General features: G+C 62.7%; 20 protein-coding genes. 6 read left to right on the top strand and 14 right to left on the bottom strand.

The window, feature by feature from the left end; genetic code table 11:
- Positions 1-192 precede the first annotated feature (192 nt).
- Positions 193-2,817 carry a M14 family metallopeptidase gene (locus ACFSDX_RS19925; protein ID WP_382316765.1) on the top strand — a complete coding sequence of 875 codons (2,625 nt, stop codon included), beginning with the start codon at positions 193-195 and terminating at the stop codon, positions 2,815-2,817.
- Between the two features lie 478 nt (positions 2,818-3,295).
- Positions 3,296-4,282 (top strand): glycosyltransferase family 2 protein, encoded by a 987-nt coding sequence (locus tag ACFSDX_RS19930; protein WP_382316767.1) that lies wholly within the window; start codon positions 3,296-3,298, stop codon positions 4,280-4,282.
- A 110-nt stretch (positions 4,283-4,392) separates the two neighbouring features.
- Here ACFSDX_RS19930 and ACFSDX_RS19935 read toward each other — a convergent pair whose 3' ends face one another.
- The 5 genes from ACFSDX_RS19935 to ACFSDX_RS19955 all read right to left on the bottom strand — a co-directional run bounded on the left by ACFSDX_RS19935 (position 4,393) and on the right by ACFSDX_RS19955 (position 11,968).
- Complete coding sequence (locus tag ACFSDX_RS19935; RefSeq protein WP_382316769.1) at positions 4,393-5,196, bottom strand: RlpA-like double-psi beta-barrel domain-containing protein; 804 nt, start codon at positions 5,194-5,196, stop codon at positions 4,393-4,395.
- Positions 5,197-5,326: 130 nt separating this feature from the next.
- The gene (locus ACFSDX_RS19940) at positions 5,327-5,839 is read right to left on the bottom strand and encodes an RlpA-like double-psi beta-barrel domain-containing protein (protein WP_382316770.1); all 513 of its coding nucleotides are present in this window, start codon (positions 5,837-5,839) and stop codon (positions 5,327-5,329) included.
- A gap of 305 nt (positions 5,840-6,144) precedes the next feature.
- The gene (locus ACFSDX_RS19945) at positions 6,145-7,494 is read right to left on the bottom strand and encodes a TolC family protein (protein ID WP_382316772.1); all 1,350 of its coding nucleotides are present in this window, start codon (positions 7,492-7,494) and stop codon (positions 6,145-6,147) included.
- An 89-nt stretch (positions 7,495-7,583) separates the two neighbouring features.
- Complete coding sequence (locus ACFSDX_RS19950; protein WP_382316774.1) at positions 7,584-10,697, bottom strand: efflux RND transporter permease subunit; 3,114 nt, start codon at positions 10,695-10,697, stop codon at positions 7,584-7,586.
- A gap of 170 nt (positions 10,698-10,867) precedes the next feature.
- Positions 10,868-11,968, bottom strand: coding sequence for an efflux RND transporter periplasmic adaptor subunit (locus tag ACFSDX_RS19955; protein ID WP_382316776.1), 1,101 nt, complete (start codon positions 11,966-11,968; stop codon positions 10,868-10,870).
- A gap of 174 nt (positions 11,969-12,142) precedes the next feature.
- On the opposite strand from ACFSDX_RS19955, the gene ACFSDX_RS19960 reads away from it, so the two are divergent.
- On the top strand, positions 12,143-12,532 hold the full coding sequence (locus ACFSDX_RS19960) for an MGMT family protein (protein WP_382316778.1): 390 nt from the start codon (positions 12,143-12,145) through the stop codon (positions 12,530-12,532).
- A 91-nt stretch (positions 12,533-12,623) separates the two neighbouring features.
- On the opposite strand, the gene ACFSDX_RS19965 is transcribed toward ACFSDX_RS19960, so the two are convergent.
- From ACFSDX_RS19965 to ACFSDX_RS19985, 5 genes are all read right to left on the bottom strand, one after another.
- Positions 12,624-14,663, bottom strand: a complete 2,040-nt coding sequence (locus ACFSDX_RS19965) for a S9 family peptidase (protein ID WP_382316780.1) — start codon at positions 14,661-14,663, stop codon at positions 12,624-12,626.
- Positions 14,664-15,039: 376 nt separating this feature from the next.
- On the bottom strand, positions 15,040-16,467 hold the full coding sequence (locus ACFSDX_RS19970; protein ID WP_382316782.1) for a hypothetical protein: 1,428 nt from the start codon (positions 16,465-16,467) through the stop codon (positions 15,040-15,042).
- A gap of 30 nt (positions 16,468-16,497) precedes the next feature.
- The gene (locus ACFSDX_RS19975) at positions 16,498-17,259 is read right to left on the bottom strand and encodes a hypothetical protein (protein WP_382316784.1); all 762 of its coding nucleotides are present in this window, start codon (positions 17,257-17,259) and stop codon (positions 16,498-16,500) included.
- Between the two features lie 259 nt (positions 17,260-17,518).
- Positions 17,519-18,928 carry a hypothetical protein gene (locus ACFSDX_RS19980; protein WP_382316785.1) on the bottom strand — a complete coding sequence of 470 codons (1,410 nt, stop codon included), beginning with the start codon at positions 18,926-18,928 and terminating at the stop codon, positions 17,519-17,521.
- 152 nt (positions 18,929-19,080) lie between these two features.
- On the bottom strand, positions 19,081-20,028 hold the full coding sequence (locus ACFSDX_RS19985) for a zinc-dependent peptidase (RefSeq protein ID WP_382316787.1): 948 nt from the start codon (positions 20,026-20,028) through the stop codon (positions 19,081-19,083).
- 121 nt (positions 20,029-20,149) lie between these two features.
- On the opposite strand from ACFSDX_RS19985, the gene ACFSDX_RS19990 reads away from it, so the two are divergent.
- From ACFSDX_RS19990 to ACFSDX_RS20000, 3 genes are all read left to right on the top strand, one after another.
- Entirely contained in the window at positions 20,150-20,527 is a 378-nt protein-coding gene (locus ACFSDX_RS19990; RefSeq protein ID WP_382316789.1) for a hypothetical protein, read from the top strand.
- Positions 20,515-21,303, top strand: coding sequence for a class I SAM-dependent methyltransferase (locus tag ACFSDX_RS19995; protein ID WP_382316791.1), 789 nt, complete (start codon positions 20,515-20,517; stop codon positions 21,301-21,303). Before ACFSDX_RS19990 ends, ACFSDX_RS19995 begins: the two co-directional genes overlap by 13 nt.
- A gap of 234 nt (positions 21,304-21,537) precedes the next feature.
- Positions 21,538-22,374 carry a hypothetical protein gene (locus tag ACFSDX_RS20000; protein WP_382316794.1) on the top strand — a complete coding sequence of 279 codons (837 nt, stop codon included), beginning with the start codon at positions 21,538-21,540 and terminating at the stop codon, positions 22,372-22,374.
- 97 nt (positions 22,375-22,471) lie between these two features.
- Here ACFSDX_RS20000 and ACFSDX_RS20005 read toward each other — a convergent pair whose 3' ends face one another.
- The 4 genes from ACFSDX_RS20005 to ACFSDX_RS20020 all read right to left on the bottom strand — a co-directional run bounded on the left by ACFSDX_RS20005 (position 22,472) and on the right by ACFSDX_RS20020 (position 26,574).
- Positions 22,472-22,909, bottom strand: a complete 438-nt coding sequence (locus ACFSDX_RS20005) for a hypothetical protein (protein ID WP_382316797.1) — start codon at positions 22,907-22,909, stop codon at positions 22,472-22,474.
- Between the two features lie 42 nt (positions 22,910-22,951).
- Positions 22,952-23,359, bottom strand: coding sequence for a hypothetical protein (locus tag ACFSDX_RS20010; protein ID WP_382316799.1), 408 nt, complete (start codon positions 23,357-23,359; stop codon positions 22,952-22,954).
- Positions 23,360-23,453: 94 nt separating this feature from the next.
- Complete coding sequence (locus tag ACFSDX_RS20015; protein ID WP_382316801.1) at positions 23,454-25,370, bottom strand: ABC-F family ATP-binding cassette domain-containing protein; 1,917 nt, start codon at positions 25,368-25,370, stop codon at positions 23,454-23,456.
- Positions 25,371-25,437: 67 nt separating this feature from the next.
- Entirely contained in the window at positions 25,438-26,574 is a 1,137-nt protein-coding gene (locus tag ACFSDX_RS20020; RefSeq protein WP_382316803.1) for an acyltransferase family protein, read from the bottom strand.
- Positions 26,575-26,653 lie beyond the last annotated feature (79 nt).

Below are 26,653 nucleotides of genomic sequence, written 5' to 3' on the forward strand. Positions count from 1 at the left end.
CCCCCGCTACTGGCTCTAGCGCCGCTTTAGGATGCTGATGGTCATGGCTACTTAGGCGAGCTCTTTCGGCCCTAGGGTTGGCTTTATCAAGGAATAGTCTTGCTTATATCAAGGGCGGCGGTGTAGGAATAGCCGGGGGCGCGTGCGTTATTGCGCTATGAATTTTGGCTCAATGGACCATTATCGCCTTCTATGACGCAACGCACTACTACGACTACCCAACGGGGATTTTTGCAGCTGCTAACGGCCGGTGGCCTGGCCCTGGGTATGCTCGCCGCCGGCCCCGCTCACGCCCAGACCACGGCCGCCGATGCGGCCGGACCGCTGCTCACGCCGGCCCAGTTTCTGGGTTATGAGCTGGGCGCGCGGTTCACGCCGCAGGCCGACGTGAACCGCTACGCCGCCCACGTGGTAGCCCACTCGCCCGGCCAGATGAAGCTGGTGCGCTACGGCCAAACCTACGAGCACCGCCCCCTGCAAGTAGTAGAAGTAGCTAGCAAAGAGAACTTTAGTAAGCTCGACGAGATTGCCCACAACAACCGCCGCCTGGCCAGCCTGGAAAGCGGCACCGCCAGCCGCCAGCTGCCCGCCGTGGCGTGGCTCAGCTACAACGTGCACGGCAACGAGGCCGTGAGCTCGGAGGCCGTGATGGCCGTGCTCTACGACCTGGCCAATGCCCAGGACGCCGAGATGCAGAAGTATCTGCGAAACACGGTGGTGCTGCTCGACCCCTGCGTGAACCCCGATGGCCACGACCGCTACGTGAACTGGTACAACCGCGTGCACAACCAGACGCCCAACGCCTCGCCCTACTCCTGGGAGCACCGCGAGCCCTGGCCCGGCGGCCGCTACAACCACTATTACTTCGACCTGAACCGCGACTGGGCCTGGCAAACCCAGCAGGAAAGCCGCCAGCGCATCGCGCTTTATACACAGTGGATGCCGGCCGTGCACGCTGACTTCCACGAGATGGGACCGAATAACTCGTACTATTTCTCGCCGGCCGCCAAGCCGTTTCACGCCGACATCACGCCGTTTCAGCGCAAGTTTCAGGGCGTCATTGGCGACTACAACGAGAAGGTGTTTGACAAGAACAACTGGCTGTATTTCACCCGCGAAGTCTACGATTTATTCGCCCCAACCTACGGCGACACCTGGCCCAGCTTCAACGGGGCTATCGGCATGACCTACGAGCAGGGTGGGGGCGGGGCCGCCGGCCTGCGCTACGGCCGCATCGATGGCGATACGCTGACCCTGACCCAGCGCATTGCGCACCACCACGCCGCCAGCCGGGCCACCATTCAGGCCACCGCCGAGCACCACGACGAGCTGCTGCGCGAGTTTGAGACCTACTTCACCACCGCCAAAACCAAGCCCGGCGGCGAGTATAAGACCTTCGTCATCGCGGCCGGCAACGACCCCGGCCAGCTGCGCAGCTTCACGCAGTACCTCGACCGCCAGGAAATCAAGTACGGCTTCGCGCCCAAGCAAGTCAAAACCAAAGGCTTCAACTATCTGTCGAATAAAACGGAGGAGGTGAAAATCGAGCCGCGCGACATCGTGGTGAGCATGTACCAGCCCAAGTCTACGTTGGTCAAGGTACTATTCGAGCCGCGCCCCAAGCTCGAAGACTCGCTCACTTACGACATTACGGCCTGGGCCTTGCCCTACTCGTTTGGGGTGAAGGCCTACGCGCTGCCTGGCCAGCTGGCCGCCAACAGCGCCGCCCCCGCAACTACGATGGTGAAAGGCAGCGCCGCTGCTATCGACAAGCCCTACGCCTACCTGGCGCGCTGGAACAGCCTCCAGGATGTGCGCTTCCTGAGCCGATTGCTTCAGCAAAAAGTAAAAGTGCGCTTTGCCGAAAAGGCTTTTGAGGCCGAAGGGCAGAAATACCAGCCAGGTACGCTGGTCATCACGCGCACCGGTAACGAGGGCCTAGGGCCCAAATTCGACCAGCTGGTGCGGGCGCAGGCCGACTCGGCGGGCACCGTGGTGCAGGCCGTGAAGTCGGGCTTTTCGGCCACCGGCGGCGACCTAGGGTCGGGCTCGGTGCACTTTGTGAAGGCGCCCACGGTGGCCGTGGTGGCCGGCACGGGCACCGATGCTACGGCCTTTGGCGAGGTGTGGCACTTCTTTGAGCAGCAACTCGGCTACCCCATCACGGTGCTGGGCACCGACTACCTCAGCACGGTGCCGCTGGCCAAGATTGACGTGCTCATCCTGCCCGATGGCAACTACGCCGACGTGTACCCCGAGCGCGTCCTCGAAGCCCTCAAAACCTGGGTGCGCGGCGGCGGCAAGCTCATTGCCATGGAAGGCGCCGCCCGCTTTCTGGCCGATAAACGCGATTTCCTGCTCAAAACCCGCCCCGCCGGCGACAGCGCCGCCACCGGCAAAACCGCTGGTAAAACGGCCGGCGCCAACCCCTACAAAGCCTTGCGTCGCTACGGCGACGCTCAGCGCCGCGGTCTGGAGGAGCAGGCCCAGGGCAGCATCTACCGCGTGGCCCTCGACAACTCGCACCCGCTGGCTTTTGGCTACGGCGACACGTACTACGCGTTGGTACGCAGCCCCCTAGGGTATAAATTCCTGACTCAGGGCGGCTGGAACGTCGGGGTTATCAAGAAGAACAGCTACGCCGCGGGCTTCACCGGCAAGCAAGCTCAGCCGCAGCTGGTCGATACGTTCGTGCTGGGTGCGCAGGACCTAGGCCGCGGGCAGGTGGTGTACCTGGGCGACAACCCGCTGTTTCGCGCCTTCTGGCAGAGCGGTAAGCTGCTGTTTGGCAACGCCGTGTTTTTGGTGGGTCAATAGGAATTTCCGTCCCAGCCCACTTCCGTAATCACCGCTTCTTCGCTGGCCTGGCGGCGGCACCGGACATCGCTCTCCACGAGTGCTGGCCCGGTGCTGCCGCCAGGCCATTCTGATGGCAGATACGGCCGGCTACTACAGTAAGCGTAGTAATTAACTTATAAGAATAGGATTAAAATGATAATATTTTTAATTGTGAAGTTTTACTAAATACATTTATCTCATAATACAAATAGGCATTTTTATAGTAGTGTAGTGCGGCTCGCTTTCACCACCCCCGGACTAGCGTAGCTGGATTGAATTCTGATTTTTAGCTGATTATAAGTATTTATTATGCTGGCCGCTAAGGCAATTATGGCATAATCAACACTGCCTGACTTACCAAAGTAGGTAGCACCAAACTTCTAACACCAGGCAGAAAGAGCTTACGGGCTCGGGCTGCTGGGTGCCTTCCGCCTCTAGCCCCACGTTTTTCCTATCCATGGCCGCTTTTCCCACGCGATTCCCAACTTCTGCCCCGACCATAGCGGCGCTGCCCGATTCGGCGGCGCGACCCTTGTGGTCGGTGATGATACCGGTTTATAACTGCGCTGCCTACCTCGAAGACACCTTGCACAGCGTGCTAGAGCAAGACCTAGGGGCCGATGTGATGCAGATTCAAGTAGTGGACGATGCCAGCACCGATATCGATGTGGAGGCGCTGGTGAAGATCATCGGCCAGGGCCGGGTTGACTACTTTCGGCAGCCGGCCAACGTGGGGAGCCTGCGCAATTTCGAAACGTGCCTCAACCACGCCAACGGCCACCTGGTGCACCTCTTGCACGGCGACGACCGCATTGGGGCAGACTTTTACGCCAAAATGACGGCTCTGCACCAGCGCTACCCCGAGATTGGGGCGGCGTTTAGCCGCTACGCGTCCATCAGCGAGGACGGCGACCGGCTGTCGCTGCCGGCGGTGGTGGCGGAGGAGGGTATCTTGGATAACTGGCTGGCGCGCATTGCCCAGCACCAGCCCATCCAGTACGCGTGCATGACGGTGCGCCGCGAGGTGTATGAAAAGCTGGGTAGCTTCTACGGCACCAGCTACGGGGAGGACTGGGAGATGTGGGTGCGCATTGCCCGCTACTACCCAGTGGCCTACACGCCCGAGATACTGGCCGATTACCGCATCAGGGCGCATTCCATTACGTGGGAAAAGAGCCGTAATAACCAGCTAGTGCCAGATTTGCTGAATGTGCTGGGGCGCATCCAGTCGCATTTGCCCAAGCAGGGCAGCCAGCAAATAATCGAATCCTCCAAAAAGTATTGTGCGCACATGATGGTGTACAACACGTATAAGGTTTTGAAGGAGCTGAAAGACATCAGGTTAGCGCGCATCCAAATCAAGCAGGCGCTGGACCTCAGCAGCCACTACTCCATTTATCTTTCGATAGCAAAGCTGTGGGTGAAGTACGCAGTAGAATACTAGCGCTCACGCGCGGCTTGTAAGAAAACCGTTGTACCGATAAGGAACTGTGGGCAACCACAAGCGCAAAGCCCTTGCATTGGCCCGGCGGCTGGCCGCCGGCAAAAGTGCCCTTAGGCGGCTACGCGCTTTTTACCGCGCTTCGAGTGGGCAGCAAGTCGTTGTTTGGCAGCGCCTTGCTTTTGACGAGCCAGGGCTGGCCGCCTGGGCCGGGCCGGCTGCTTGGCGAGGCGCCTGGCGGCACGCGGCGCAGCAGCTACTACCGCCTGCTTGGCGCGGGTCCGGCCACGTAGCCGAGGGCTGTGCCGCGCCAGCTCCCGGCGCGGGCGCTGATGAGCCAGCGTCCGCTGGCCCGCCTTGCGAGCCAGCAGCAAACGACTTGGGCCGCCGCGGCGCTGAGGAGCCGAAACCCGCTGGATTTTCACACCCGCCTGCGAAATACTAACGTGCTCGCGCGGGTGCACCAGCACATCGAGCCGATGGCGATAGCGCCGGTTCATAGTATCGTGCACCGTATACACGCCGTCAAGGGCGGGCGAGATGCCGCGCACCCGCACCTTGTCGCCAAACTCGAAGGGGCCGCCCCAGGGGCGCAACAGGTCGCGGGAGAGGGCCAGCCAGCGCGTGTGGCTGCCATAGCCCCGCGGAATGCGCGAGTTATCGGCCGTCACGAAGGGTTTGCTATCGGTTTGGCTCACTACGGCCTCATAGGCGGTAGCCTGCACCGTGTACACCGCGCTGGCCGCGGCAGCGCGCCGCGCCGCACTGGTGCGAGCCGCCGCCGTGCCAAGTACCAGCAGCAGGGCTCCCAGCGCCAGCCAACCTAGGGTGATAGTAAAGCCGGGCCGGCGCCGGCGCACAAGGGCCGGGCGCGGACCAGGTGCCCGGTTGCTGCGTAGTGAGGTAAGCTTAGTCAAAGGCTCTTTAATAAGTGAACTGCCGGGTGGGTTTTGAAACCCAGGCCCGCTGCATTGGCCAGCGACCGGCGTAGCAGCCCTAACGAGTGGGACGCGGCCAGAAGTTCACCGGCGCTGCCAGCCGTGGCGGCTACAGCGCCGCCAACTGTAGCTGGGCCCCCGCCTTAAATAAATCGACGTGCTCGTGCGGGTGTACCAGCACATCGAGGCAGCGGCGGTGGCGCCGGTTCATTGTATCGTGCACCGTGTATACGCCGTCGAGGGCGGGCGAGATGCCGCGCACCCGCACCGTGTCGCCGTACTCGAAGGGGCCGCCCCAAGGGCGCAGCAAGTCGCGGGAGAGGGCCAGCCAGCGCGTGTGGCTGCTGTAGCCCCGTGGAATGCGCGAGTTATCGGCCGTCACGAAGGGGTCGCTGTCGGTCTGGCCCGCCACGGCTTCGTAGGCAGTGGCCGTCACGGTGTAGGTTTTAGGGAGTGCCGCCAGCATCTTGGCGGCGGCAAGTGCCTGAGCGAGGTGCGCGGACTGGAGGTTAAAGAATGTAGCAAAAGCTACCGACTGGCGCGAGGGGGTAGGGGCCGTGTAAAAGGAGCTCCAGCCCGTAATGGCTAGGAATGCACAGCTCAATAATCCAATTTTAGTCATCAGTTAGCGGGTTCGTCAGCTGCCAGTTTAGCTCGGCAGTAATAGCTTTCGCGCTCATTTTTAGATGAGACAAAGCTTTGAACAACTCGCTGTCTGTAAATGTTTTAATATTAACTTGAAATTGTCATAAATGTGCGCTTACGCAGGCAAGAAGCCATTTTTAACGGCACACTAGTGCGCTACTAGCCGCCCCTTACCAGCGGCGGCCGCGGCAGTGGCAACGCGGTCAAGTTTATGCTAACCTGAATAGCGTTGCCACTGCCGCGGCCGCTGGCCTAGGCGCTGGTAAAATTAAAAAAAGCTGCCTAGGGCGTCAGCAATGCCGCCAACTGACGCAGCGTAATCTCGGCCGACTTGGCATTGTAGCGGTACGTGACCAGCCGGTAGCCGGCATCCTCAAAGCTCTGCTGAGCTATCCGCACATCGACCAGCGTCGAGATGCCCGCGTCGAGGCGCATTTGGATGAGCTTGAGCAGCCGGCGGGCGGTGGTGTAGTTCTGCTCAGCGGTGTCGACCAGGGCCAGCGTTTGCTCGTAGGCCAGCCAGGCTTTGCGGGCGTTGGTCAGGTAGGTTTGCTGAAGCGAGGTGCGCTGCAATTCGGCCGTGCGGGTGTTCACGCGGGCCACGTCGACCAGCCGCTTGTTTACGCCGCCGGTGTAGACGGGTAGTGTGAGCCCTAGGCCGCCGTAGGGGCCGTAGCTCTGGTTGAAAAGCGTGTTGCCGACCGCGTTTTGGGCGCGGTTGTAGTTGGTGCCGGCGTTCAGGCTCAGGGCGGGGTAGCGGTTGGCCTGGGCCAGGCGCGTCAGCAGCTCATTTACGCGCACCTGGCGGTCAGCGGCCAGCAGGTCAGGGTTGCGAGCTAGGGCCGCTTCGAGGTCGGTCCAGCGCAGCGAGCGGTCCACCGGAATGGTGTCTTCCACCGCGATGGGCGTGGCCAGGTTGAGGGTAAGGGCACGCAGTAAATCGGCTTTAGCTTGCTGGGCGGCCAGGGCCTGCTGCTGCTGGGTTTGCAGCTGCGCATTAAGGTCGAGCTGGGCCTGAAAGCGGTCGGCATTGTTGGCCAGGCCCACCGCCTGCCGGGCGTCGATGAGGCGCAGCTTCTGGCGCGATACCTCTACCGAGGCTTCCAGGGTGCGGATGTAGCGCTGCTGCTGCACCACGGCGTAGTACTTGAGGCTGGCGTCGGCCAGCACGTTCTGCACCGTCGAGTTGAGCTGCAACTCGCTGATTTGCTGGAGCTCGCCTAGGCGCTTGCGGTTGGCCACCACGTAGCCCCCGTTGTAGAGCAGGTAGTTGCCGGCCAGGCCCACCGCGTACTGCGTACTGCGGGCGCCGGTGGCGGTGCGCGGGTCGCCGGTGTTAAACTGCTGGTTGGTGTTGTTAATCACCACGTTGTTGCTGACATTCAGCCCCACCGTGGGCAGCCCGCCCGCAAAGCCCAAGGTGTTTTGCAGGCTTTGGACCTCGACATTATTCTGGCCGATTTGAATGTCGAGGCTATTCTTGAGCGCCGTTTGCAGCGCGTCGTGCAGCGTGAGCACGGGCGCGGCCGAGTCGGCCGCTACCACGGTGGGCGGCGGCACGGCGGGCGTGGGCGTTTGGGCCAGGGCGGGGGAGAAGCTGAGGAGCCCGAGGCCGATGAGCAAAGGTTTCATGATGGGAAACAAGTTCTGCGAGTGCTGGCGCGGTGTCTCGCAGAGGTTCGCAGAGATTTTCGCAGAGGTAGGCAGAGGCTGATGGGGCATTACGCGGCTACTTCGGCGGGCTCGTGGGCGGGTACTAGGTGGCCGTCGGCGGCGTCTGGCTTGTGCTCCTTGCCAATGAACGTGTACACGGCCGGAATCACCAACAGCGTCAAAATCAAGGAGAACAGGATGCCGCCCACGATGACCGTACCCAGCGGCTTGCGGCTGGTGCTGGCCGCCCCGAGGCTCATGGCGATGGGTAACGCACCTAGGGCAGTGGCCAGCGAGGTCATCAAAATGGGCCGCAGGCGCTGCTGCGCCGCTAGGCGCACGGCCTCGTGCAGCGGCAGCCCTAGGTCGCGCTGGTGGTTGGCAAATTCCACGATAAGAATGCCGTTTTTGGTCACCAAACCGATGAGCATAATCATCCCGATTTGCGAGAAGATGTTGAGCGTCTGGCCCATCAGCCACAGGCTGAGCAGCGCGCCGGCCAAAGCCAGCGGCACCGTAATGAGGATGGTGAGCGGGTCGCGGAAGCTTTCGAATTGCCCCGCCAGCAGCAGGTAAATGAGTACCAGCGCCAGCATAAAGGCGAAAGCCGTGTTGCCCGAGCTCTCGGCAAAGTCGCGCGATGAGCCCGTGAGTTCTGTGGAGAAGCTGGCGTCCAGCGTTTTATCAGCAATGGCCTGCATGGCCGCCACGCCGTCGCCCACGGTTTTGCCCTCGGCCAGCTGCGCCGACAACGTGGCCGCTTTCAGGCGGTTGAAGTGGTAGAGCGTGCTCGGGTTGGAGTTCTCGACCTGGTGCACCACCGACGACAGCGGGATGCTCTCGCCGCGGCTATTCGTCACGTAGAGGCGGCTGATGTCGTTGGGGGCGCTGCGCGAGTTGCGGTCCACCTGCCCGATTACCTGGTACTGGCGGCCGTTGAGCAGGAAGTACGCCATGCGCCGGCCGCCGAAGGCGCCCTGCACGGCCGCCACCACGTCCTGGGTAGTCAGCCCTAGGTCCCTGATTTTGAGACGGTCAAAGGTCAGTTGCACCTCGGGCTTGTTAAATTTGAGGTTTGCGTCCACGTTCTGGAACGTGGGGTCTTGCCGGGCCGCGGCCAGAAACTTTGGCAGCGCTTCCTTTATCTTCTCTAGGTCGGTGTTTTGCAACACAAACTGTACTGGCACGCTACTCTTGGCGCCCGAGCCCACCGCAATGGTTTGCTCCTGCACCACGAAGATGCGGGCGTCGTTGAAGCGCTTGGTGCTCTTGGTGAGGTACTTGGCTATCTGGTCCTGGGTGCGTTTGCGCTGGTCGGGTGGCACGAGACCTAGGCGCACCTGCGCGCTGTTGGCGCTGCCGCCGGCCGGCGTGCGGGCAAACACAAAGTCATTTTCGGGCACCGAGTCGCGCACGAAGGCCGCCACTTGGGCGCTCACTTTTTCCATCGCCTCGAAGCTCATGCCCTCCGGTCCGGTTAGGGTCATGCGCACGCTGCTGCGGTCTTCGAGCGGCGCCAGCTCGTTCGGAATGCCTTTGCCGATGAAGTAGATGAGGCCGGCGCAGGCCGCCACCACCACCCAGGCCAGGGCGCGCACCTTCAAAAAGCCGCCCACGATGCGCCCGTACCAGCTTTCCATGCCCTGGAAGAAAGGCTCGGTCATATCGTAGAACTTGCCGTGGCCGCTGCCTTGCTTATTGGTATTCTCGCGGTGCAGCACCACGTTGAGCACCGGCGTAATGGTGAGCGACACAAAGGCCGAAATCAGCACCGCGCCCGCCACTACTACTCCAAATTCGCGGAACAAGCGCCCCGTGAAGCCTTCCAGAAATATCACCGGCAGGAACACAACCGCCAATGTGAGCGAAGTCGAGATAACGGCGAAGAAGATTTCCTTGCTGCCTTCCAGCGCCGCCCGCTTGATGTCCATGCCCTCTTCGAGCTTGCGGAAAATGTTCTCCGTCACCACGATACCATCATCCACCACCAGGCCCGTGGCCAGCACGATACCTAGGAGCGTAAGAATATTGATGGTGAATCCCGCTAGGTACATCACGAAAAACGTGGCTATCAGCGAAATCGGAATGTCGATAAGCGGGCGCAGCGCCGTGAGCCAGTTGCGAAAGAAGAAGAAAATCACGACTACCACCAGGCCGAAGGAAATGACCAGCGTTTCCTCCACTTCCTCAATCGAGCTGCGGACAATTTTGGTATTATCGGTCAGTATCCGCATCTGGATATCCGACTTGTTTTCCTTCTGTACCTCGGCCAGGCGCTTGTTAAATTCTTCGGCGATGGCCACGTAGTTGGAGCCCGGCTGGGGCACCACGGCCAGGCCGATGGCGTAGGCGCCGTTCACCTTCCAGGCCTGCTCGTAGCTTTCGGGACCTAGGACCACGCGCGCCACGTCGCCGAGGCGCACGATGCCGTTTTTGTCCTCCCGCAAAATGAGGTTGCGAAACTGCGCCTCGGTCGTGAAGCGAGCCATCGTGCGGATGGTGAGCTCGGTTTGGCCGCCGTAGATTTTGCCGGCCGGCACCTCCACGTTCTCCGCGTTAAGGGCCTGCTGCACGTTGGTAAACGACACCTGGAAAGCGTCCATCTTGGCCGGGTCGAGCCACAGGCGCATGGCGTAGCGCTGCTGCCCGAAGATGTTGATGGCCGATACGCCATCAATCGTCTGGAAGCGCTGCTGCAAATTATTTTCCGCAAAGTCGCTGAGGTCCATCAGATTCTTGGTGCGGCTCTGCACGGCCAGAATCAGAATGTTATCCGAGTTCGCGTCGGACTTGGCCACCACCGGCGGCGCGTCGATGTCCTGCGGCAGCGAGCGTACGCCCTGGCCCACCTTGTCGCGCACGTCGGAGGCGGCGGCCTCCAGGTCCACGTCGAGGTTGAACTCGACGGTGATATTGCTCGACCCTAGGGATGAGCTGGAGGTAATCGACTTGATGCCCGGAATGCCGTTAATCTGCTTCTCCAGCGGCTCCGTTATCTGGTTTTCAATAACGTCGGCGTTGGCGCCCGTGTACGAGGTGCTCACGCTGATAATCGGCGGGTCGATGGCCGGGTAGTCGCGCAGCGCCAAAAACGAAAACCCCACCGCCCCAAATAGGATGAGCAGCAGGTTAAGTACCGTCGCCAGCACCGGGCGTTGGAGGGATAGCTCGGATATATTCATGTTGTATAGCTGTAAACTAAGTCGTTGTCATGCAGAGCGCAGCGCAGCGGAGTCGAAGCATCTCTACCGGTGAACTAACTTTTGGCGTCAGCAACGAAGCGGTAGAGATGCTTCGACTCCGCTGCGCTCCGCTCAGCGTGACGGCCAGGTTGTGCTGGCGTGACACGTAACTACTTCACTCCTCGCACCTTCACCGGCTTACCGGGCTGCGTAAATAACACGCCATTCGTTACCACCGAGTCGCCGGCCGCCAGGCCGCTCACGATGGCGATTTGGTCGTTTTGGCGGTCGCCGGTTTTCACGTTTTGCATCTGAGCCTTGCCGTGCTTTACCAGCACCACCTGGTCCGATTTGTCGCCGGGCATGATGGCGTTGGTGGGTAATATCACGCGCTGCCGGGCCGCGCCGGTGGGCACCTGCACCCTAGCAAACGTGCCGGGGCTAACCTGGGCGCCAGCCGGCAGCAGGGCCCGCACCGTCAGGTTGCGGGTGGTTTGGTTAACCTGACTTTCGAGCGCCTGCACCGTGGCCGCGTAGCGGCGCGGCGGGTTGCCGCCGAAGTTCACCGTCACCACCTTGCCCGCCTGCACGAGGCGGCCGTAGGTTTCGGGGAGGGTAAAATCGACCTTCAACTTGTTGTCAGCCTGCAAGGTGGCAATGATGGTGGCCGGCGTCACGTAGGCGCCGGTGCTCACTTGGCGTAGGCCGAGCACGCCGGTGAAGGGCGCCCGCACCACGGTCTTGGCGATGAGCGCCTGGGTGTAGGAGGCGTCGGCCTGGCCGCTCTGCACCTGGCTCACGGCCAGGTCGTAGTCGGCCTGGTTCACGCCCTGCACCTTCAGCAGCTTTTCGAGGCGGTTCACCGAGAGCTGCGCTACGCGCAGCACGGCATTGGTTTTCTGGAGTTGGGCGCGCAGGTCGGCGTCGTTGACGCGGGCGATGATGGTGCCCTTGGCCACCCGCTGGCCCTCCTGTACGTTGAGGCTGGTGATGCGCCCGCTCACCTCGGGATGCAGCTCCACAAAGTCGTTGGCTACCACCGTGCCGTTGGCTTCTATCGAGTCGCTCACCGACGAGGGCCGGGCCACGAGCACGTCGACTAAAGCGGGGCCGTTATTTTTCTTATCGCCCTTGCCACCGCCGCCGCCCTTGGCCTCGTCGGGCTTGGCGTGGCAAGCGGCAAGCAGGGCGCCGCTCGCCACGAGCAGGCAGGCCGTGGGCGACAGGCGCAGGGCGCGAAAAGGAGCGGGCAGGCGGACTAGAAAATGCAAATCAGGAAGGTAGGAGGCGGCGCGGCGCTGCTTAATCAGCAGATAAACAAGGGACAAGCCAATCCACGGGGCGGGCCCCGACAACCGAGCGGGCTCCCTTTGGGTTCAGCTAGGGCCAAAGGACGCACCAGACGGGCCTAAGTTGCACTCTGGCACCTCCGTTTGCCCCCTTGTATGAAGAAGCCCGCCGCCCCCACACCACCCGCCGCCCCGCCCGCAGAGCGCAATTTTTTTCAGGATGTGCATCAGGTTACGCGCCTCGTGCCGCCGGGCCGCGTCACAAGCTATGGCGCCATTGCCAACTACCTAGGTAGCGGCCGCGGCGCCCGCACCGTGGGCTACGCCCTCATGGCCGCCAACCTCGACGCCGTCACGCTGAAAAACGAAGCACCCGTGCCCGCCCACCGCGTCGTCAACCGCCTAGGGCAGCTCACGGGGCGGCACCACTTCCCCACGCCCACCGCCATGCAAGAGCGCCTGGAGGCCGAAGGCGTGCGCGTGGAAGACGACGTAGTAGTTGATTTTAAAAAGCTGTACTGGGACCCGGCCGTAGAGCTGGAGTAGAGCTGCTTGTTGGCGGTTTTTAGGTGCAGAAAAGAACGCCATGCTGACGATAGACAGCAGGACGTTCTTTTTATCTAACCCAATAAGTCGCCTACTTGCTGGCCGTGCCCGGCGCCGCCAGCGTCACCGTCTTGGGGTCGACGGTGATTTCGGCTAGGCGCTGGGCCACGGCGGGCGTCATGCTTTCCTGGTAGCGGCCGTGCAGGTACTGGGCCAGGAATTTTTCGGAGGCCGCAATCATCGCCAGGTTGTTCACGGGGCGGGCAAAGCCGTGGCCTTCGTCGGGGGCCAGCAGGTACTGCACAGGGTAGTTGCGGTCGCGCAGGGCCACCACTATCTGGTCGGCCTCGGCCTTGTTCACGCGCGGGTCGTTAGCGCCCTGCACCACCAGCAGCGGCGTCTTGATTTTACCGGCTGAAGTCAGCGGCGATTGGCGGATGAGCTGCGCCATGCCGGCCGCGGTGGTGGGGTCGCCCATGCGCTCGTAGAACTGCTTCCGAATGGGCTCCCAATACGCCGGAATGGAGTTGAGCAGCGTAATTAGGTTGGACGGCGCCACGATAGCCACGCCCGCCGCGTACATCTCGGGCGTGAAGGCTACGCCCGCCAGCGTGGCGTAGCCGCCATACGAGCCCCCCATGATGCCCACGCGCTGGGGGTCGGCTAGGCCCTGAGCCACCAGGTACTTCACGCCCCAGGTCAGGTCGTCCTGCATTTTCTGGCCCCACTCGTTGTTGCCGGCGTTCAGGAATTTCTTGCCGTAGCCGGTGCTAGCCCGGAAGTTGGGCGAGAGCACCGCGTAGCCGCGGTTGGCCAGAAACTGGTGGTAGGCGTTGAAGCCGTACGCATCGCGGCCCCACGGCCCGCCGTGCGGAAAAATAACCACCGGTAGGTTCTTGGCCGCGGCCCCCTTCGGCAAGGTTAGGTAGGCCGGAATCTCCAGGCCATCCGACGACTTGTAGCGCACCACCGTCATGGGCGCCAGGTCGGCCACGGGCAGCTTGGGGCGAGTTTGGTACTGCTGGGTGAGCTGCTTGGTTTGGCGGTCAAATAGATACGCTGCGCTGGGGTGCGTGGCATCGGTGGCGTTCAGTAGCCACAGCCGCTCATCGGTGGTGTTCGAAACAGGCATTATTTCCAGGCCCGGCAGCTTGGCCGCCACGTTTTTAAAATCCCGCTCAAAGCCCTTGTCGAGCCACACGCGCCGCTGCCGGTCGTCGGTGTAGTCCACCAAAATCGGCTCGTGGGTTTTCTCCGATAGCACCAGCTCGCCGGCATCCACGCGGTGCAGCGGGTCGGCGGCAAACGGCTGCTCTACGCCCGTGACGGGGTTGAACAGCACAATCTCGGAGCGGTCGCGGGCGTCCCCTTTGTTGGTCGTCAAGTAAACGCGCTCGTTGTCCTGGGCAAAGCCCACCACGTTGCTTTCCTCATTGAGGGTCGTGCGGTAGAAGGGCGTCAGCTGCTCGCCGCTCACGCGCAGCCACTCGGTGCTGCCGTCGGCGTTGGAGCGCGAAGCGAGGCGCAGCTGGTCTTTCCAATCGAATACCCACCCCGTAATGCGCTCGTTGTTCTGGCGCACCAGCGTCTTCTGGCCGGTGGCCAAATCGAGCTTATACAGGTCGTGCCAGGCCTTGTCGCGGTCGTTGAGGCCGATGTAGAGCGTGTTGGGGTCGGTCAGCGGCACGTTGTAGATGACGACGCGCACGCCCTTCAGGCCGGTCAGGTCGCGGGCGAGGGGCAGGGCCTGGCCGGCGGGCAGCGCGGCTGCCGGGTCCACGGCGTAGATGTTGAAGTTCTCGTCGCCGCCTTTGTCCTGCGAGTACAGCAGGTACTTACCATCGCGGCTCCAGAAGTAGTTGCGCACCGGCCGGGCCTGGTCGTTGGTCATGGGCCGGGCTTTGGCGAAGGGCTCATTCAGCCCCTTCACCCAAATATTGCGGGTGCCATTGTAGGGCTTGATAAAGGACAAAAACTTCCCGTCGGGCGAGAGCTGCCCGCCCGAAATCTCCGGGTCGCCAAATAGTAATTCGCGGTCGATGAGCGCGGGCGATTGGCTCTGCGCCGCGCCTAGGTGGGGGAGGACCAGCACGACCAGCAGGACAAGCAGCCAGGAAAGGGTGGTTTTCATAAGCGTAGGAGAAAAGGGTGAGCAGCCACTAAAGTAGCAGCCGCACTTCGCCTTTTGTGCTAGCATATAGAAATAACTCGCTTTTAAATAGCACTCATCGCCGTCCGGTCTAGGTGGCTGGTTACCAAGCCAATGCTGGGTGGTACCTGGTGTATATTTTGCCCAAGCCGCCGGGGCCGGGCAACTGGCAACCTAGGGCCACCTGCCGCGGCGCGCGGCAGGTGGCCCTAGGTCGGATTTTGAGGCCGTAAGAGTAACTGCGCGCTGACCGCGGGCGGTAGGAGTGGAAGGGGGCAGCTAGTTCAAACGTAGTCTGTATTGCTGCCGGGCAGACTTTTTTCTGCCTGGTCCGCGCGGCGCCGCATAGGTTTGGCAGCTATTCAGCGGGTTTGCCGGGCTTGATGAACCGCAAATCAAAGACGCCGACTTTAGCAGGCACTACCTCCAGCGGGGCCTTAGTTTCGTCGTCGGGGTAGCGGCCGGCTCTCACGTAGACCGGGGCCAGAAAGTCGGGCTGCAACACCAGCTCACGGCCCATGCGCGACCCTAGGCGCAAGCGCACCTCCTTGACATGGTCGGTGTAGGCGATGGTAAATGTTTGGTTTTCGGCCAGCTGGCCCACCAGCGCACCGTTCAGGTACACGGGCTCGGGCTTGGGGCCTAGGCTGCTCTTGCGGCAGTACACGTGCAGCAGTACGGTGTCGGGCACCGCCGGGCGCTCATCGTCGGCCAGCGTTGAGACGCGGCCCGTCAGCAAGTCCAGGGTGTAGTCGGTGGGGCGGCCGCTGGTGGAGGCAGCCGCAATGGCGGCGCCCGCCAGGCCGCCCAGCGCCCCGGCCGTGCTCATCGCGCCGGGGTCGGCCGCGCCCGGGCCCACGAAGCCGAAGCTGCTGCCTTGCCGCGCCAGCTGCCAGTAGCGCTTGTGGTGGTAGATGTACACCTGCCGGCCATCCGAAAAGCCCCAGGCCCCGCGCAGCGGCGCGCCCCGCGCCCCATCGGGCTCTTGTAAATAAGGCGTGTAAGTAGAAACGTCGGCCCAGCCCTTGCCCAATACGCGCTCGGGCACCACCAGCAGCGCCGGGCTGGTGACCGGGCTATTGTTGCGAAAATCGAGAAACGTGCGGTAGAAGCCCGCCGGCCGCAGCGAGTCGGTGAGGATGGGGTAGGCCGGGCCGGCGGCCGGGCGCGCGCCCAGCAGCTCGGCTACGGGGTGGCCTGGCTGGGCGGCCACGCTGGCCCAGTTTGCGCCTGCTAGCTGCGTGAGGCAGGCTTGCAGGGCCTGCGCTAGTTGGCGCGGGTGGCGGGCGGTGGTTTCGAGGCCCTTGCTGCGCACCGTTTCGCTGGTGGCCAGGGCAAAGTGCGCGTTACCTAGGTCATCAAGCAGATAAAAATCCAGCGCTACGGCGTCGCTGGCCTGCTCATTCGAAAAGGTGATGTCTTCCTGCACGTGCAGCGCACGCACCAGGGCCAGCACGGGCTGGTCGGTGGGCCGGGCGGGTAGCTGCTGGGCTAGCAGCGCCTGCAGGGCGGTGGCCACCGTGGGCTTCAGCTCGGCGCGCTGCGCCACGTTGCCCATGCCCCGCCGCACAGTGCCGATGCCCGCGCGGCTGGTGCGCCCATCGAGCACTTGCTTGATGTAGAAGGTGCGCGTGGGCACGGCCAGCGCCTGCTCGCCTAGGTCGATAACGTAGGGGGCGGTCTGGGCCTGAGCCTGGGCGGGCTTGGGTTGGCCCACTAGCCCGCCGCAGCTTAGCAGCGCCACCAGCAGCTGGCGGCTAAGGGTAGAAAAACGCTTTTTATGCATAAAGCAGGGGCAAAAAACAAGAATTTGGGACTACCGCACCAGGCGGCCGAGGGCGGCCGCGCCGGCTTTATCGTGCACCCGGCGCAAAGGCTCAGGGGTAGCCGGGCGGCATTCTAGGTAAGCGGGCGCTTCCGAGCTGGGCGTGAGGGCCAGGTAGGTGGGCGCGCCGGTGGCGGGCAGCAGGCACACCCGCAGCGGCTGGGCGCCGAGCATGGCGGCCTTCGGGTAGCGGGGGCGGTTGGGGAGCCACGCGGCGGGCTGGCCGCCTGCCTCGGCCGCGGCTAGGAGCAGGCTGCCTAGGTTGGCGGCGTGGCGGCCGGTCACGTCCAGGGCCCATTTCTCGCGCAGCTGCGCAAAATGTGCCACCAGCTGGTAGCTGCTGTCGGGCTGGGGGGCGTAAAAATCGGTGACCAGGCCAGCCGTGGCCGACTGGCCCAGGCGACCCTCGACCATGCTGCCGGGCAGCTCAGCAATCTCCAGCCCGCTCACGCGCAGCATCAGCGGCACCGCGCCCGGCTGGCCCGGCGCGTACTGGCTAAAGAAGGCGAGTAGCGTACTCGCCACGCCTTCGTGAAACGTAGCGGCCTGCTCCTTTTTGCCGCGCAGCACGAGGCCTGGGCTCGCCCGCTGCGGCCGGGCATCGACCACGCGGGCTACGTAGCTGGGGCCGGCGGCCCGCGCTGCTGCCACCTCGGGCGCCGGCACGTAAAAAAAAGCCTGAGCCGCCGCGGCGCTCGCCTCAGCTAGGCTCAGCGCTAGCACATTAGCCAGAAAATAAATAACTATTCGCAAGAATGATAGAGAATAAAGCGCAGCCTGCCCACCAACTTCAAATATGGGCAGGCTTCAGCTTACCTACACTATCTGCGCGCTAGTTAAGCGCCAGTTCACTCAGCCTAATAGCGGGTGAAGCTAGCAGTAAGAATCACCCGCGGCGGCGGGTAGCTTTGGCAAAGTCGTTCTCCTTTTGGGCGGTGCCCGGGGAGCGGGTGCGGCCAGAGGCAGCGCACTGCAAGCCCCGGGTCAGGCTTCACTGGTGCCCGCCCTGGGCTCACTTCCGCAAGCTGTCCAGCTCATCGAGGTCGGCGAGGCCCTGGGCGGGCGGCACCCACTGCCAGAGCGGGGCCTCGGGGCTGAAGCTGACGCGCAGGAAATTGGGCTGGGCCGTGTCGGGCATGAGGTGCTGGCAGGCGCTGCCGCTCGCGCCATCGGTGAGGCACAGGCTGAACAGCAGGGCGTAGTAGGGCCAGGGCAGCTCTAGGTACTGGCCGGGGCGCAGGGCGCCAGCGAGCTTGCCATTGAGCCACACTTGCACCTGGGCCGGGCCCGCGGCTTGGGCGGGGCGGTACACGTACACGTAGGCCGTGTCGGGGCGGGTGGGCGCCCGCAAGTCGGGGTAGGGGGCGAGCTCACCCGACTGCATGTCAACGGCATAGCACACGGGCACGTCGGTGACGATGGGCGGTGTTTTCGGGATGGTGGTGTAGCCAGCCCGGGCGCGGGCCGCCGCCTGCATCCGCTGCGCTTGCTCAGCCGGCAGGGCAGTGCCCACCGTGGTGAAGAACGCGCCCTGCCGGTGCAGCGGAAAGAAGTGCTGGTCGTGCTGCACAAACACGCTCTGCCCGTCCGAAAAGCCCCAGATGCCGGCCGGCTCGGTCCAGTGCCCCAGGCTATCGGCCACCAGCGGGCGCACCCAGGGCACGCGCTGCCACTGCTGCAAGGCCAGGAAGCTGCGCAAGAATGGCTGCACAGTATCGAGGCGCAGCGCACGGCGGTTGTCGGGCTGGTTGGCCAAAAACTGCACAAAATTGCGGTAGATGCCCCGGCGCGGCTGCTCGCGCAAAATGGCCGGCTGCCGGGCCACTAGCGGGCGGCGGGGCCGGGCCACCGGCACATCGGCCGGTAGCTGGGCCAGCGTGCGTGCGGGCTGGGCCGGCACCGCCGCCCAGTCGGCCCGCGATAGCTGCTCGAGGCAGTAGCTCAGCATAAGGGCCAGGTGGCCCGCGTGCAGCCTAGTTACCTGCGGCGCCTGGGCCGAGGTGTGCGAGGCGATGCTCTGCACAAAGTGATAGCCATCGGGCAGGTGCTGGTAGGCATCGAGGTTGAGGTAGGCCGTGGCGCTTCCTACCCCCAGCGTGTGCTCCTCATCAAGCTGGAGCTGCCGCACGCACAGCACCAGTGGGTAGTCGGTGGGCCGGGCCGGCAATTGGTACTGGATAAAAGCGGTTAGCTCGGGGCCCAGGCCTTTGCGAAAAGCCACGGCCAGCGGCCGGTTGTTGTTCGGGCCGCGGTACAAGTAGCCCAGCGGCAGGTCGCCCTGGCGGCCATCCAGCACCTGCTCCACGGCCACGGTGCGGCCGGGCACCTCCAGCCGCTGGCGGCCGAGGTCGATGTAATATTCCTGGGCCCGCGCCCCAAGGCTGGCGGCTACCAGTAGTAAGCTGAGTACAAGCTGCTTCATAAAGCCAACGGGTGCCCTAGGGTAGTGGTCGAACTGATTTTCGGGCAGAAGGTAGTGCGTAAGCCGGACAGTACCCCCATTATTTTCTGAGCGCCGCTTTTAGCCACCCGCAAAGCTTGCCAGTAGCCGCTAAAAAAGCCCGCCGGGCTGCCCTAGGCAGCCAGCGCGGCTGGGCTCGCCGCCAAGTGGCAGTCCTTGTACTGCTTGCCCGAGCCGCAGGGGCAGGGCGAGTTGCGGCCTAGGATGTTCTTTTGGGGGCGCAGCCACCGGCGCGGGTTGAGGCGGCCGCCTAGGGTCTGCTCGGGGTGCTGGTGCAGGGCCTGGGTCAGCAGGTCAAACAGCGCGGGGTGGTGCGCTTGCAACTGCTCGGGGCGCTCAAAAAAATACTCGTTCACCACCGCCCAGAACTCGGCTTCGCTGGTGCCCGCGTAGGGGTCGATGTCGGAGTGCCCGGCCCGGATGGCGGCCAGTTCGCGGTGCATGACCGCGGCCCAGGCGGGGCGTAGGGCGGGCGGCAGCCCGGCGGCGGGCACGCCGTCAATCTGCCCGTCGGCCTCGTCTACGAGGTGCGCAAACTCGTGCACGCCCACGTTGTGGCGGTCCTCGGCATTGGTGAAGCCCTGCACCAGCGCGGCCCGCGAGAGGCGCATGTACTGCGAAGTTTGGAAGCGCTGCACCGACCCTAGGAGGGTGCCTTGCAGGGGCTGCACCTCCTGGTCGGGGCGGGTTTCGAGCTGCCAGGCGTCGGGCACTATCAGTACCTCGTGCAGCGTAGGATACTCCCAGCCCGGAAAGCCGAATACCGGAATCACGGCCGCCGCCGCCGTGAGCACCCGCGTGAGGTCATCGACCTCGGTTTGGATGCCGGTGAGGCGGGTGCGGGCCAAAAACAGCTGCATGGCCTGCTCGAAGCGCGTTTGCTCGGCCGCCGCCAGGCCGCCGTAAAAGGCTACGTGCGTAGTAAGCAGCGCGCGCCAGGCGGCCGGAAAAGGCGCGGCGAGCGCCGCTCGGCGGCGGCGGCTATCGGCGGTGAGGTAGCGGTAAAAGCCAAGCCCTAAGGCCAGTAGCACTGCCCCAGCCAAGAGGTAGGAAAATAGCATAGGCCTGCCTAAACGGGGCGGTGGCCCGCACGGTTTAGGGCCAAGGCTGGGCTAATTGCCGTTTCGGGTGCATTTTTGCGCCTTATCTCGCTCATATCCCCAGCACCTGCCGCCTTCCGCCATGAACGCCACCGACCTGAACCAAGCCCTCTTGGCCCTCATTGAGAAAAAAGCCGAGCTGCAAACGCTGACCTACGATGACGCCCGCTACGACGACGTGGAGGAAGCGCTGCACGACCTCGAAGATGACTTCAACGACGACTACGGCACCGACCTCGAAGCGGCCCTCGAAAAGGTGCATCTCGACCTCAAGTCGGACACCGACGTGCTGCTGCCCACGGCCTACCTGCCCGCCACCCTCACGCCCCACAAGGAAGACGGCGTGTGGATAGACTCGGAGAAATACCCCGGCCGCGTGCGTCTCGTGCTGCGCCCCACCCCGGCCCGGTTCGTGCTCACCACCAGCAAGGGCCAGGAAGTGGAGCTATGGCAGGCCTAGGGCCGGAAGCCGCCGCCCAGCTGGCCTCGGTGCCCCGCGGCAATACCCAAAAGCACGTCAACCGCGACGTGCTGGCGTATTTGCTGGGCCACCAGGCTGCGCGCCTGGACCAGCCCGTGCGCTGGCTCGACTTGCCCTGCGGGCAGGGCGAGTTTTTGGGCCAGGTGCGGCGGTTTTTTGCCCAGCCCCAACTCTGGGGCGCCGATGTGCGCCCGGCGGCGCCCACTGTGCCGGGCGGCCTGGCCGGCTACGAGGCCGCCGACCTCAGCCGCCAATTCCCCTTCGAGTCGGGTCCCGATTTTGACGTGATTACGTCCATCAGCGGCATCATGTGCTTTGCCAATACGGCGCAGTTTGTGGGTAACTGCGCCCGCCGGCTGCGGCCGGGCGGGCTGCTGCTGGTCTCAAACGATAACTGCCTGAGCTTGCGCGACCGGCTGTCGTATTTATTCGGCGGCCGGGTGCGGCGCTTTCGCCTGCTCTTCGAGCCCGACGAAGGTAATTTTCAGCTCGTGCAGCACCAGGAGCTCAAGCGGCTTTTCGACATCAACGGCATCCGGCTGACCCGCGTAGAGTACACCGCCCACTACACCGAAGACCTGCTGTATTTGCCCTTGGCCCTGCTGCTGTGGCCCTGGCAGTGGTGGCAGCTGCGCCGCCTGCGCAGCAGCACCGACTGGGAGCTGCGGCGGCAGCTGTTCGGCTTTAAGTCGCTGCTGCACCGCCACTATTTCTTTGTGGGCGAGAAGGTGGGCGGCGCTCAGGAAGAGAAGTAGCTCGGTAGGCGTCCGGCGAGCTACTTCTTAACAGTTTTGAGGAGGTAGAAGCAGCCGGAAAAGGGCCCTCCACCGGCGGCAAAGCAATGCAGTATCCTGGGTGTTTGGGGCGGCCAGCAGCAGTCTGGTCGCGTCAGCTAACTGGCTAGGCAGTACCAGTCCTAGGTGGGCAGGCAACCTTTGCGGCGGCGGGTGCATCTTGCGGTAAATCCCTCGCCTTTTCTGCCCGTGCTTATGCTTGCTCGCTACGCTTGCCGCCTGCTGGCCCCGCTGCTGGCTGTTGCCACCATTGGCTGCGCCCCCAGCTACGTGCTGGGCGTGCAGCCCGCCCAGCCGCACACGCTCTTTACCAGCGGCCAGCCCGCGGCCGAGGCGGCCGCCGACAGCGTGGGCCTGCGCCTGAGCTTCCTGGGGTACGAGCCCGAGTACCTAGTTTTTGATGCGGAGTACCGCAACGATTCGGAGCGGCCCATCGAGATTGTGCCCACGGCCTTTGCCTACGCACCGGTGCGCGAAACGGGTGTGGTGCCGCCCAGCCAGCGCATTCGGCCCGGCCAGCGTGTGCTGGCGGCCGTGGCGGCCGCCACCCAGCAGCTGCCCTGGCCGGCGCTGCCGCCCGCCCCGCTGCCGGCCCTCGACCCCGAGCCCCAGATAGTGCAGCTGCAAGCTGGAGCCGACCACGAGGCCCAAAAAGCCAGTCGTACCGATTGGGTGGGTATTGCGCTCTTTGCCGTGGCCCTCGGTACCGACATTGCCAGCACCACCCGCCGCCGCTCCGAAACCTACGAGCAGGCCCAAACGCGGGCCGTCATTCACAATGCCGCCTGGGGCTACCAGGCGGTTTCGACCGCCAACCGCGTGCGCCACGCCGCCACGGCCGAAGCCCTGGCCCAGCGCGCCGGGCAGCTGAGCGAGTACGCCCTGCGACGCGTCGTGTTGCAGCCCGGCCAGCAGGTGCGCGGTTACGTGTACCTACCACGTTTCGACCACGCCGATGGGTTGCAGGTGCTGGCGCCCGTGGGCCGGCAGCAGGTAATGCTCAGTTTTGTGCAGTCGCACCAGCGGCGCTAAGGCTGGCTGGTGCCGCGTGGCTGGGCAGGGCAACAAGGCCCTAGGGCGGCTTCCAGCCCGGTGCCGCCCCTGCAAAAGCCCTAGGTGCCGGCCTTCGCTAGCGCTGGCCTAGGTACTGCCTGATGCCGTCTTTCGCGCTTTCGAGCGAGTTGTAGTAGCGGGTTTGCAGCTCGTAGGTGGTGGGTTTTTGCTCGATATTCTGCTTGTACTGCTGCACGGCCATCTTGCCAAAAATCGTTTCGGGCACCACTACGCTCATTTCCCGCAGGCCCGCCTTGGCAATGCGCTGGTTGAAAACGGCGTGCAGCCATTGCTGCACCTCGGCCGGAATGGCGCCCATGTGCCGGCTATCGGCTATCCAGCCCCAGGGCTTTGCCTGGCTGGAGTGCGCATCGAAGTAGACCATTGCAGCCTCTAGCAGCGTGCGAAACTCCTGCTTGTTAGCAAATGTGTGCCACTGCGAAATAATGCACGGTACGCTGGCATCGATGAGCACGGCGCCGTAGGGCTCGGAAAAGATAACCTGGTCGGGCATCGTAGTAAAAAGCGCTACTTACAAAGTAATAGGGGCAAAGGCTTAGCTGCACAGGTACGCGTGCGCGGCCGCCTCATCGGCAAAATTATGATTCTGGTTGCCATTGCCCGACCCTAGCTGCAATTCTAGCAGGGCCAGGCGGGTGAATACGTTGGCTGGCAGCAGCGTGGCCAGCACCAGGTCGGGCGGGCGCGCAATAAGCGGGGCTATCCAGTTGGCCCGCACCCAATCCTTAACCTCCTGCCGGAAAACGGCGAGCGCCCGGCTATCAATCAGCACCTTGCGCCAGCCGCGCCGCAGCAGCAGCTGCCCTAGGTGCGTGAGCAGCTCGTGCAACGCCGGAATTTCGACCGTCACGGCGTGGTAGCGCACAATGGCGTAGCCCTGCGGATGCGCCTCAAGGGTGCCGACTGCATTGGCGAAGACCGTGGAGATAACAGGAGCTGGCATGGGCAAACAACAAAAGAATCGGGCAAAAGTAAGCTCGCTAGCGGCTTACTTTTGCCCGATTATCAGGGTATTATTTACGCCTAGGCTCCGCTTTTTACACGAAGTCGCTGAGTTCCAGCCAACGCTCGCCCTTGGCGTCTAGGGCTTTGTCTACGGCCTGCAAGCGGGCCGGCCAGTCCGTAAGCTCCTGGCGCGAGCCCTGGCCGGTGGCGAGGTTAGCCACGAGCTGCTCCTTTTCTTTTTCGAGGGCCGCGATGTCTTTTTCAAGCTGCTCAAATTCCTTCTTTTCGGCAAAGCTGGCGCGGCGCTTGGGTGGCGCGGCGGCCACCGGGGCGGGGGCGGGGCTAGCCGCCGTAGCCTTGGCGGTAGCGCGGGCGGCCTTGGCGGCCTTTTCCTCGGCCTCCAGGGCAGCTTCGGTTTCGCGCTCGGCCAGGTAGTCGCGGTAGTCGGTGTAGTTGCCGGGAAAGTTGAGCACCGCCCCGCCCGGCTCCAGCACGAACAGGTGTTCGGCTAGGTTATCCAAGAAGTACCGGTCGTGGCTCACGATGAGTAGGCAGCCCGAAAAGTGCAGCAGGAAGTCTTCCAGGATGTTGAGCGTGCCCAGGTCCAGGTCGTTGGTGGGCTCGTCAAGAATGAGGAAGTTGGGGTTTTTCACCAGCACGCGCAGCAGTTGCAGGCGCCGCTTTTCGCCGCCGCTCAGCTTGTTCACCAGCGTATACTGCTGGGCCGGCGGAAACAGAAACAGCGTCAGAAACTGGCTGGCCGTGAGCACGTCGCCGTTGGCGAGCTCCACCACTTCGGCCACTTCCTTCACGATGTCAATCACGCGCTGGCTGGGGTCAAACTCCAGCTCGGTCTGGGTGTAGTAGCCGAATACGGTGGTTTGGCCCACATCCACGGTGCCGCTGTCGGGCTTGAGCTTGCCGGTCAGCATGTTGAGCAGCGTAGACTTGCCCGCGCCATTCGGCCCAACCAGCCCGATGCGGTCCTTTTTCTTGAACACGTAGCTGAAGTCGTTCATCACGACTTTATCACCAAACTTCTTATTGAGCCCGTCGGCCTCGATGATTTTGCCGCCCTGGCGGGTGGTTTTCACGCTCAGCTCCAGTTGCTGCTTGCTGAGGTTGGTGCTGGCCTTTTCCTTAGTGATGTAAAAGGCGTCGATGCGGGCTTTTTGCTTGGTGCCGCGGGCCTGGGGCATGCGGCGCATCCAGTCCAACTCCTTTTTGAAGAGCTGGCGGGCCTTCTCTACCTCGGTAGCTTCGCGCATTTCGCGGTCGGCCTTTTTCTCCACGAAGTAGGCGTAGTTGCCCTGGTAGCGGTACATGGTGCCCTTGTCGAGCTCCACTATTTCGTTGGCTACTTTGTCCAGGAAGTACCGGTCGTGGGTCACCATCAGCAGCGTGAGGCTGGGCGAGTTCAGGCGGTTTTCGAGCCACTCGATGGTGGCCAGGTCTAGGTGGTTGGTGGGCTCGTCAAGTAGCAGCACGTCAGGCTCTTCGATGAGTACGCGGGCCAGGGCCACGCGCTTGCGCTGCCCGCCCGAGAGCTTGCTCACGTTGCGCGTTAGCAGCTCGCCCAGAATGCCGAGCTTACCCAAAATCTGCTGCACCTGCGACTCGTAGTCCCAGGCGTTGAGGGCGTCCATGCGCTCCATCACGCGCTGCAAGTCCTCGGGGTCGTGGTTGGGGTCGTTCACCACGTGCTCGTAGTCCTTCACGGCACGCAGCGTGTCGTTCTGGCTGGCGAAGATGGTTTCCTCCACGCTCAGGCTTTCATCGAACACCGGCTGCTGCCCTAGGTAGGTAACCCGGATGCCCTGGCGGCGCGTGACGAGGCCCGTATCGGGGTTTTCGAGGCCAGCCAGCACCCGCATCAGCGTGGTTTTGCCGGTGCCGTTGATGCCCACAAAGGCGATGCGCTGCCCCTGTTGCAAGCCAAAGTTGAGGTTTTGAAACAGCCAGCGGTCGGCGTAATTCTTCGAGACGTTCTCGGCGGATAGCAAATTCATAAGTACCCCAAAGGTACGGCGGCTAGCGCCCTGCCTCCTCTTCGGGCGCCTTTCGGCTGCATGAGGGCTATCGCTGAGTTCGTAGAAGTCGCCTTATCAAAAACTTGCGCACCGGCTCATCATACAGCTTCAGGCATAAATAAGCTAACGCAATGGAGCCAATAACCAGCGCTAGCGCACCGGGAAAGGATTGCGCAAAGGTGAGATTGTTATTCTTAACCCAAGCGTAGTATAAATAAATAAAGGGGTAATGCACCATATACAGCGGGTAAGAAATATCGCCTAGGAATTTACATGCCCGGATAGTTACGTTGTCCGTCGTTTTGCCCGAAGCCCCGAGGTAAACAAGCACAGGAAAGATGATGGCAAAGCAAAGTGTATCATATAAGCCATTCATCCATAAGTGTTCGCTGCCACCAATTCGGGGAATTGCCGATACGATAATAATGGCTAAGCTACCTAGCCAAAAAGCGCCATTTACTTTGATTGGCTTGAATACACGAGACAATAATAAACCTGCCGAAAACGAAAACAGCAGACGCAAAAAACCGCCAATTATATTCTCTTCGGTAAGCGCAAAGCCAACGCAGATATCGCCGTAGGGGCCCCAAATGGCAAACGCCGCTAACCCGCAGCCGGCCAGAAAAACTACCGTAGCGAGCGCCTTGGTAGGAAGCTTGCGCAGCAGGAGCGCGTAGAGAATAGTGCCCACGTATTCAAAAAGCAAAGACCAGCTCGGGCCATTCAGGGGAAACATCTCACCCACTCCCCGAATCTCAAAGCTGGGCGCTGCCGGAATTAGGCCCGCATTTAGTAGCGTGGCTACGAATAGCCTAGGGCCAGATACTTTGGAAACGTCCCAGGCAGCGCAACCTTGAAAATAGAACACGAGCGCGCCGATAATAGCCCCGGCAACTACCATCGGATGCAAGCGAATAAAGCGGCGTTTGATAAAGTCTTTTATTGTTATCGTTTTCCAGCGGTCGTCATACGCGTAGCCGACTACGAAACCAGATAGAATAAAAAAGAAATCAACGGCTAAATAACCGTGGTTAATTCCTTGGTCTAAATGACTGGTTGCAAAGGCTTCGAATAAATGAAAACACACTACGGTTATCGCCGCTACGCCGCGTAAGCCGTCGAGGATAGTGTAGTGCGGTTTTGTATCGGCAAAGGCAGTGGCCGATAGGTTGTTTTCTGACATTAATAGTAGCGTGTAGTGCGCCAGCTTGGCGCCTAGGTTGTGAGTTCGGGCGCTCTTTTCAATAAGCCCCAATAAAAGA

This window comes from Hymenobacter bucti (assembly GCF_042681145.1).
Taxonomy (GTDB): Bacteria; Bacteroidota; Bacteroidia; order Cytophagales; family Hymenobacteraceae; genus Hymenobacter; species Hymenobacter bucti.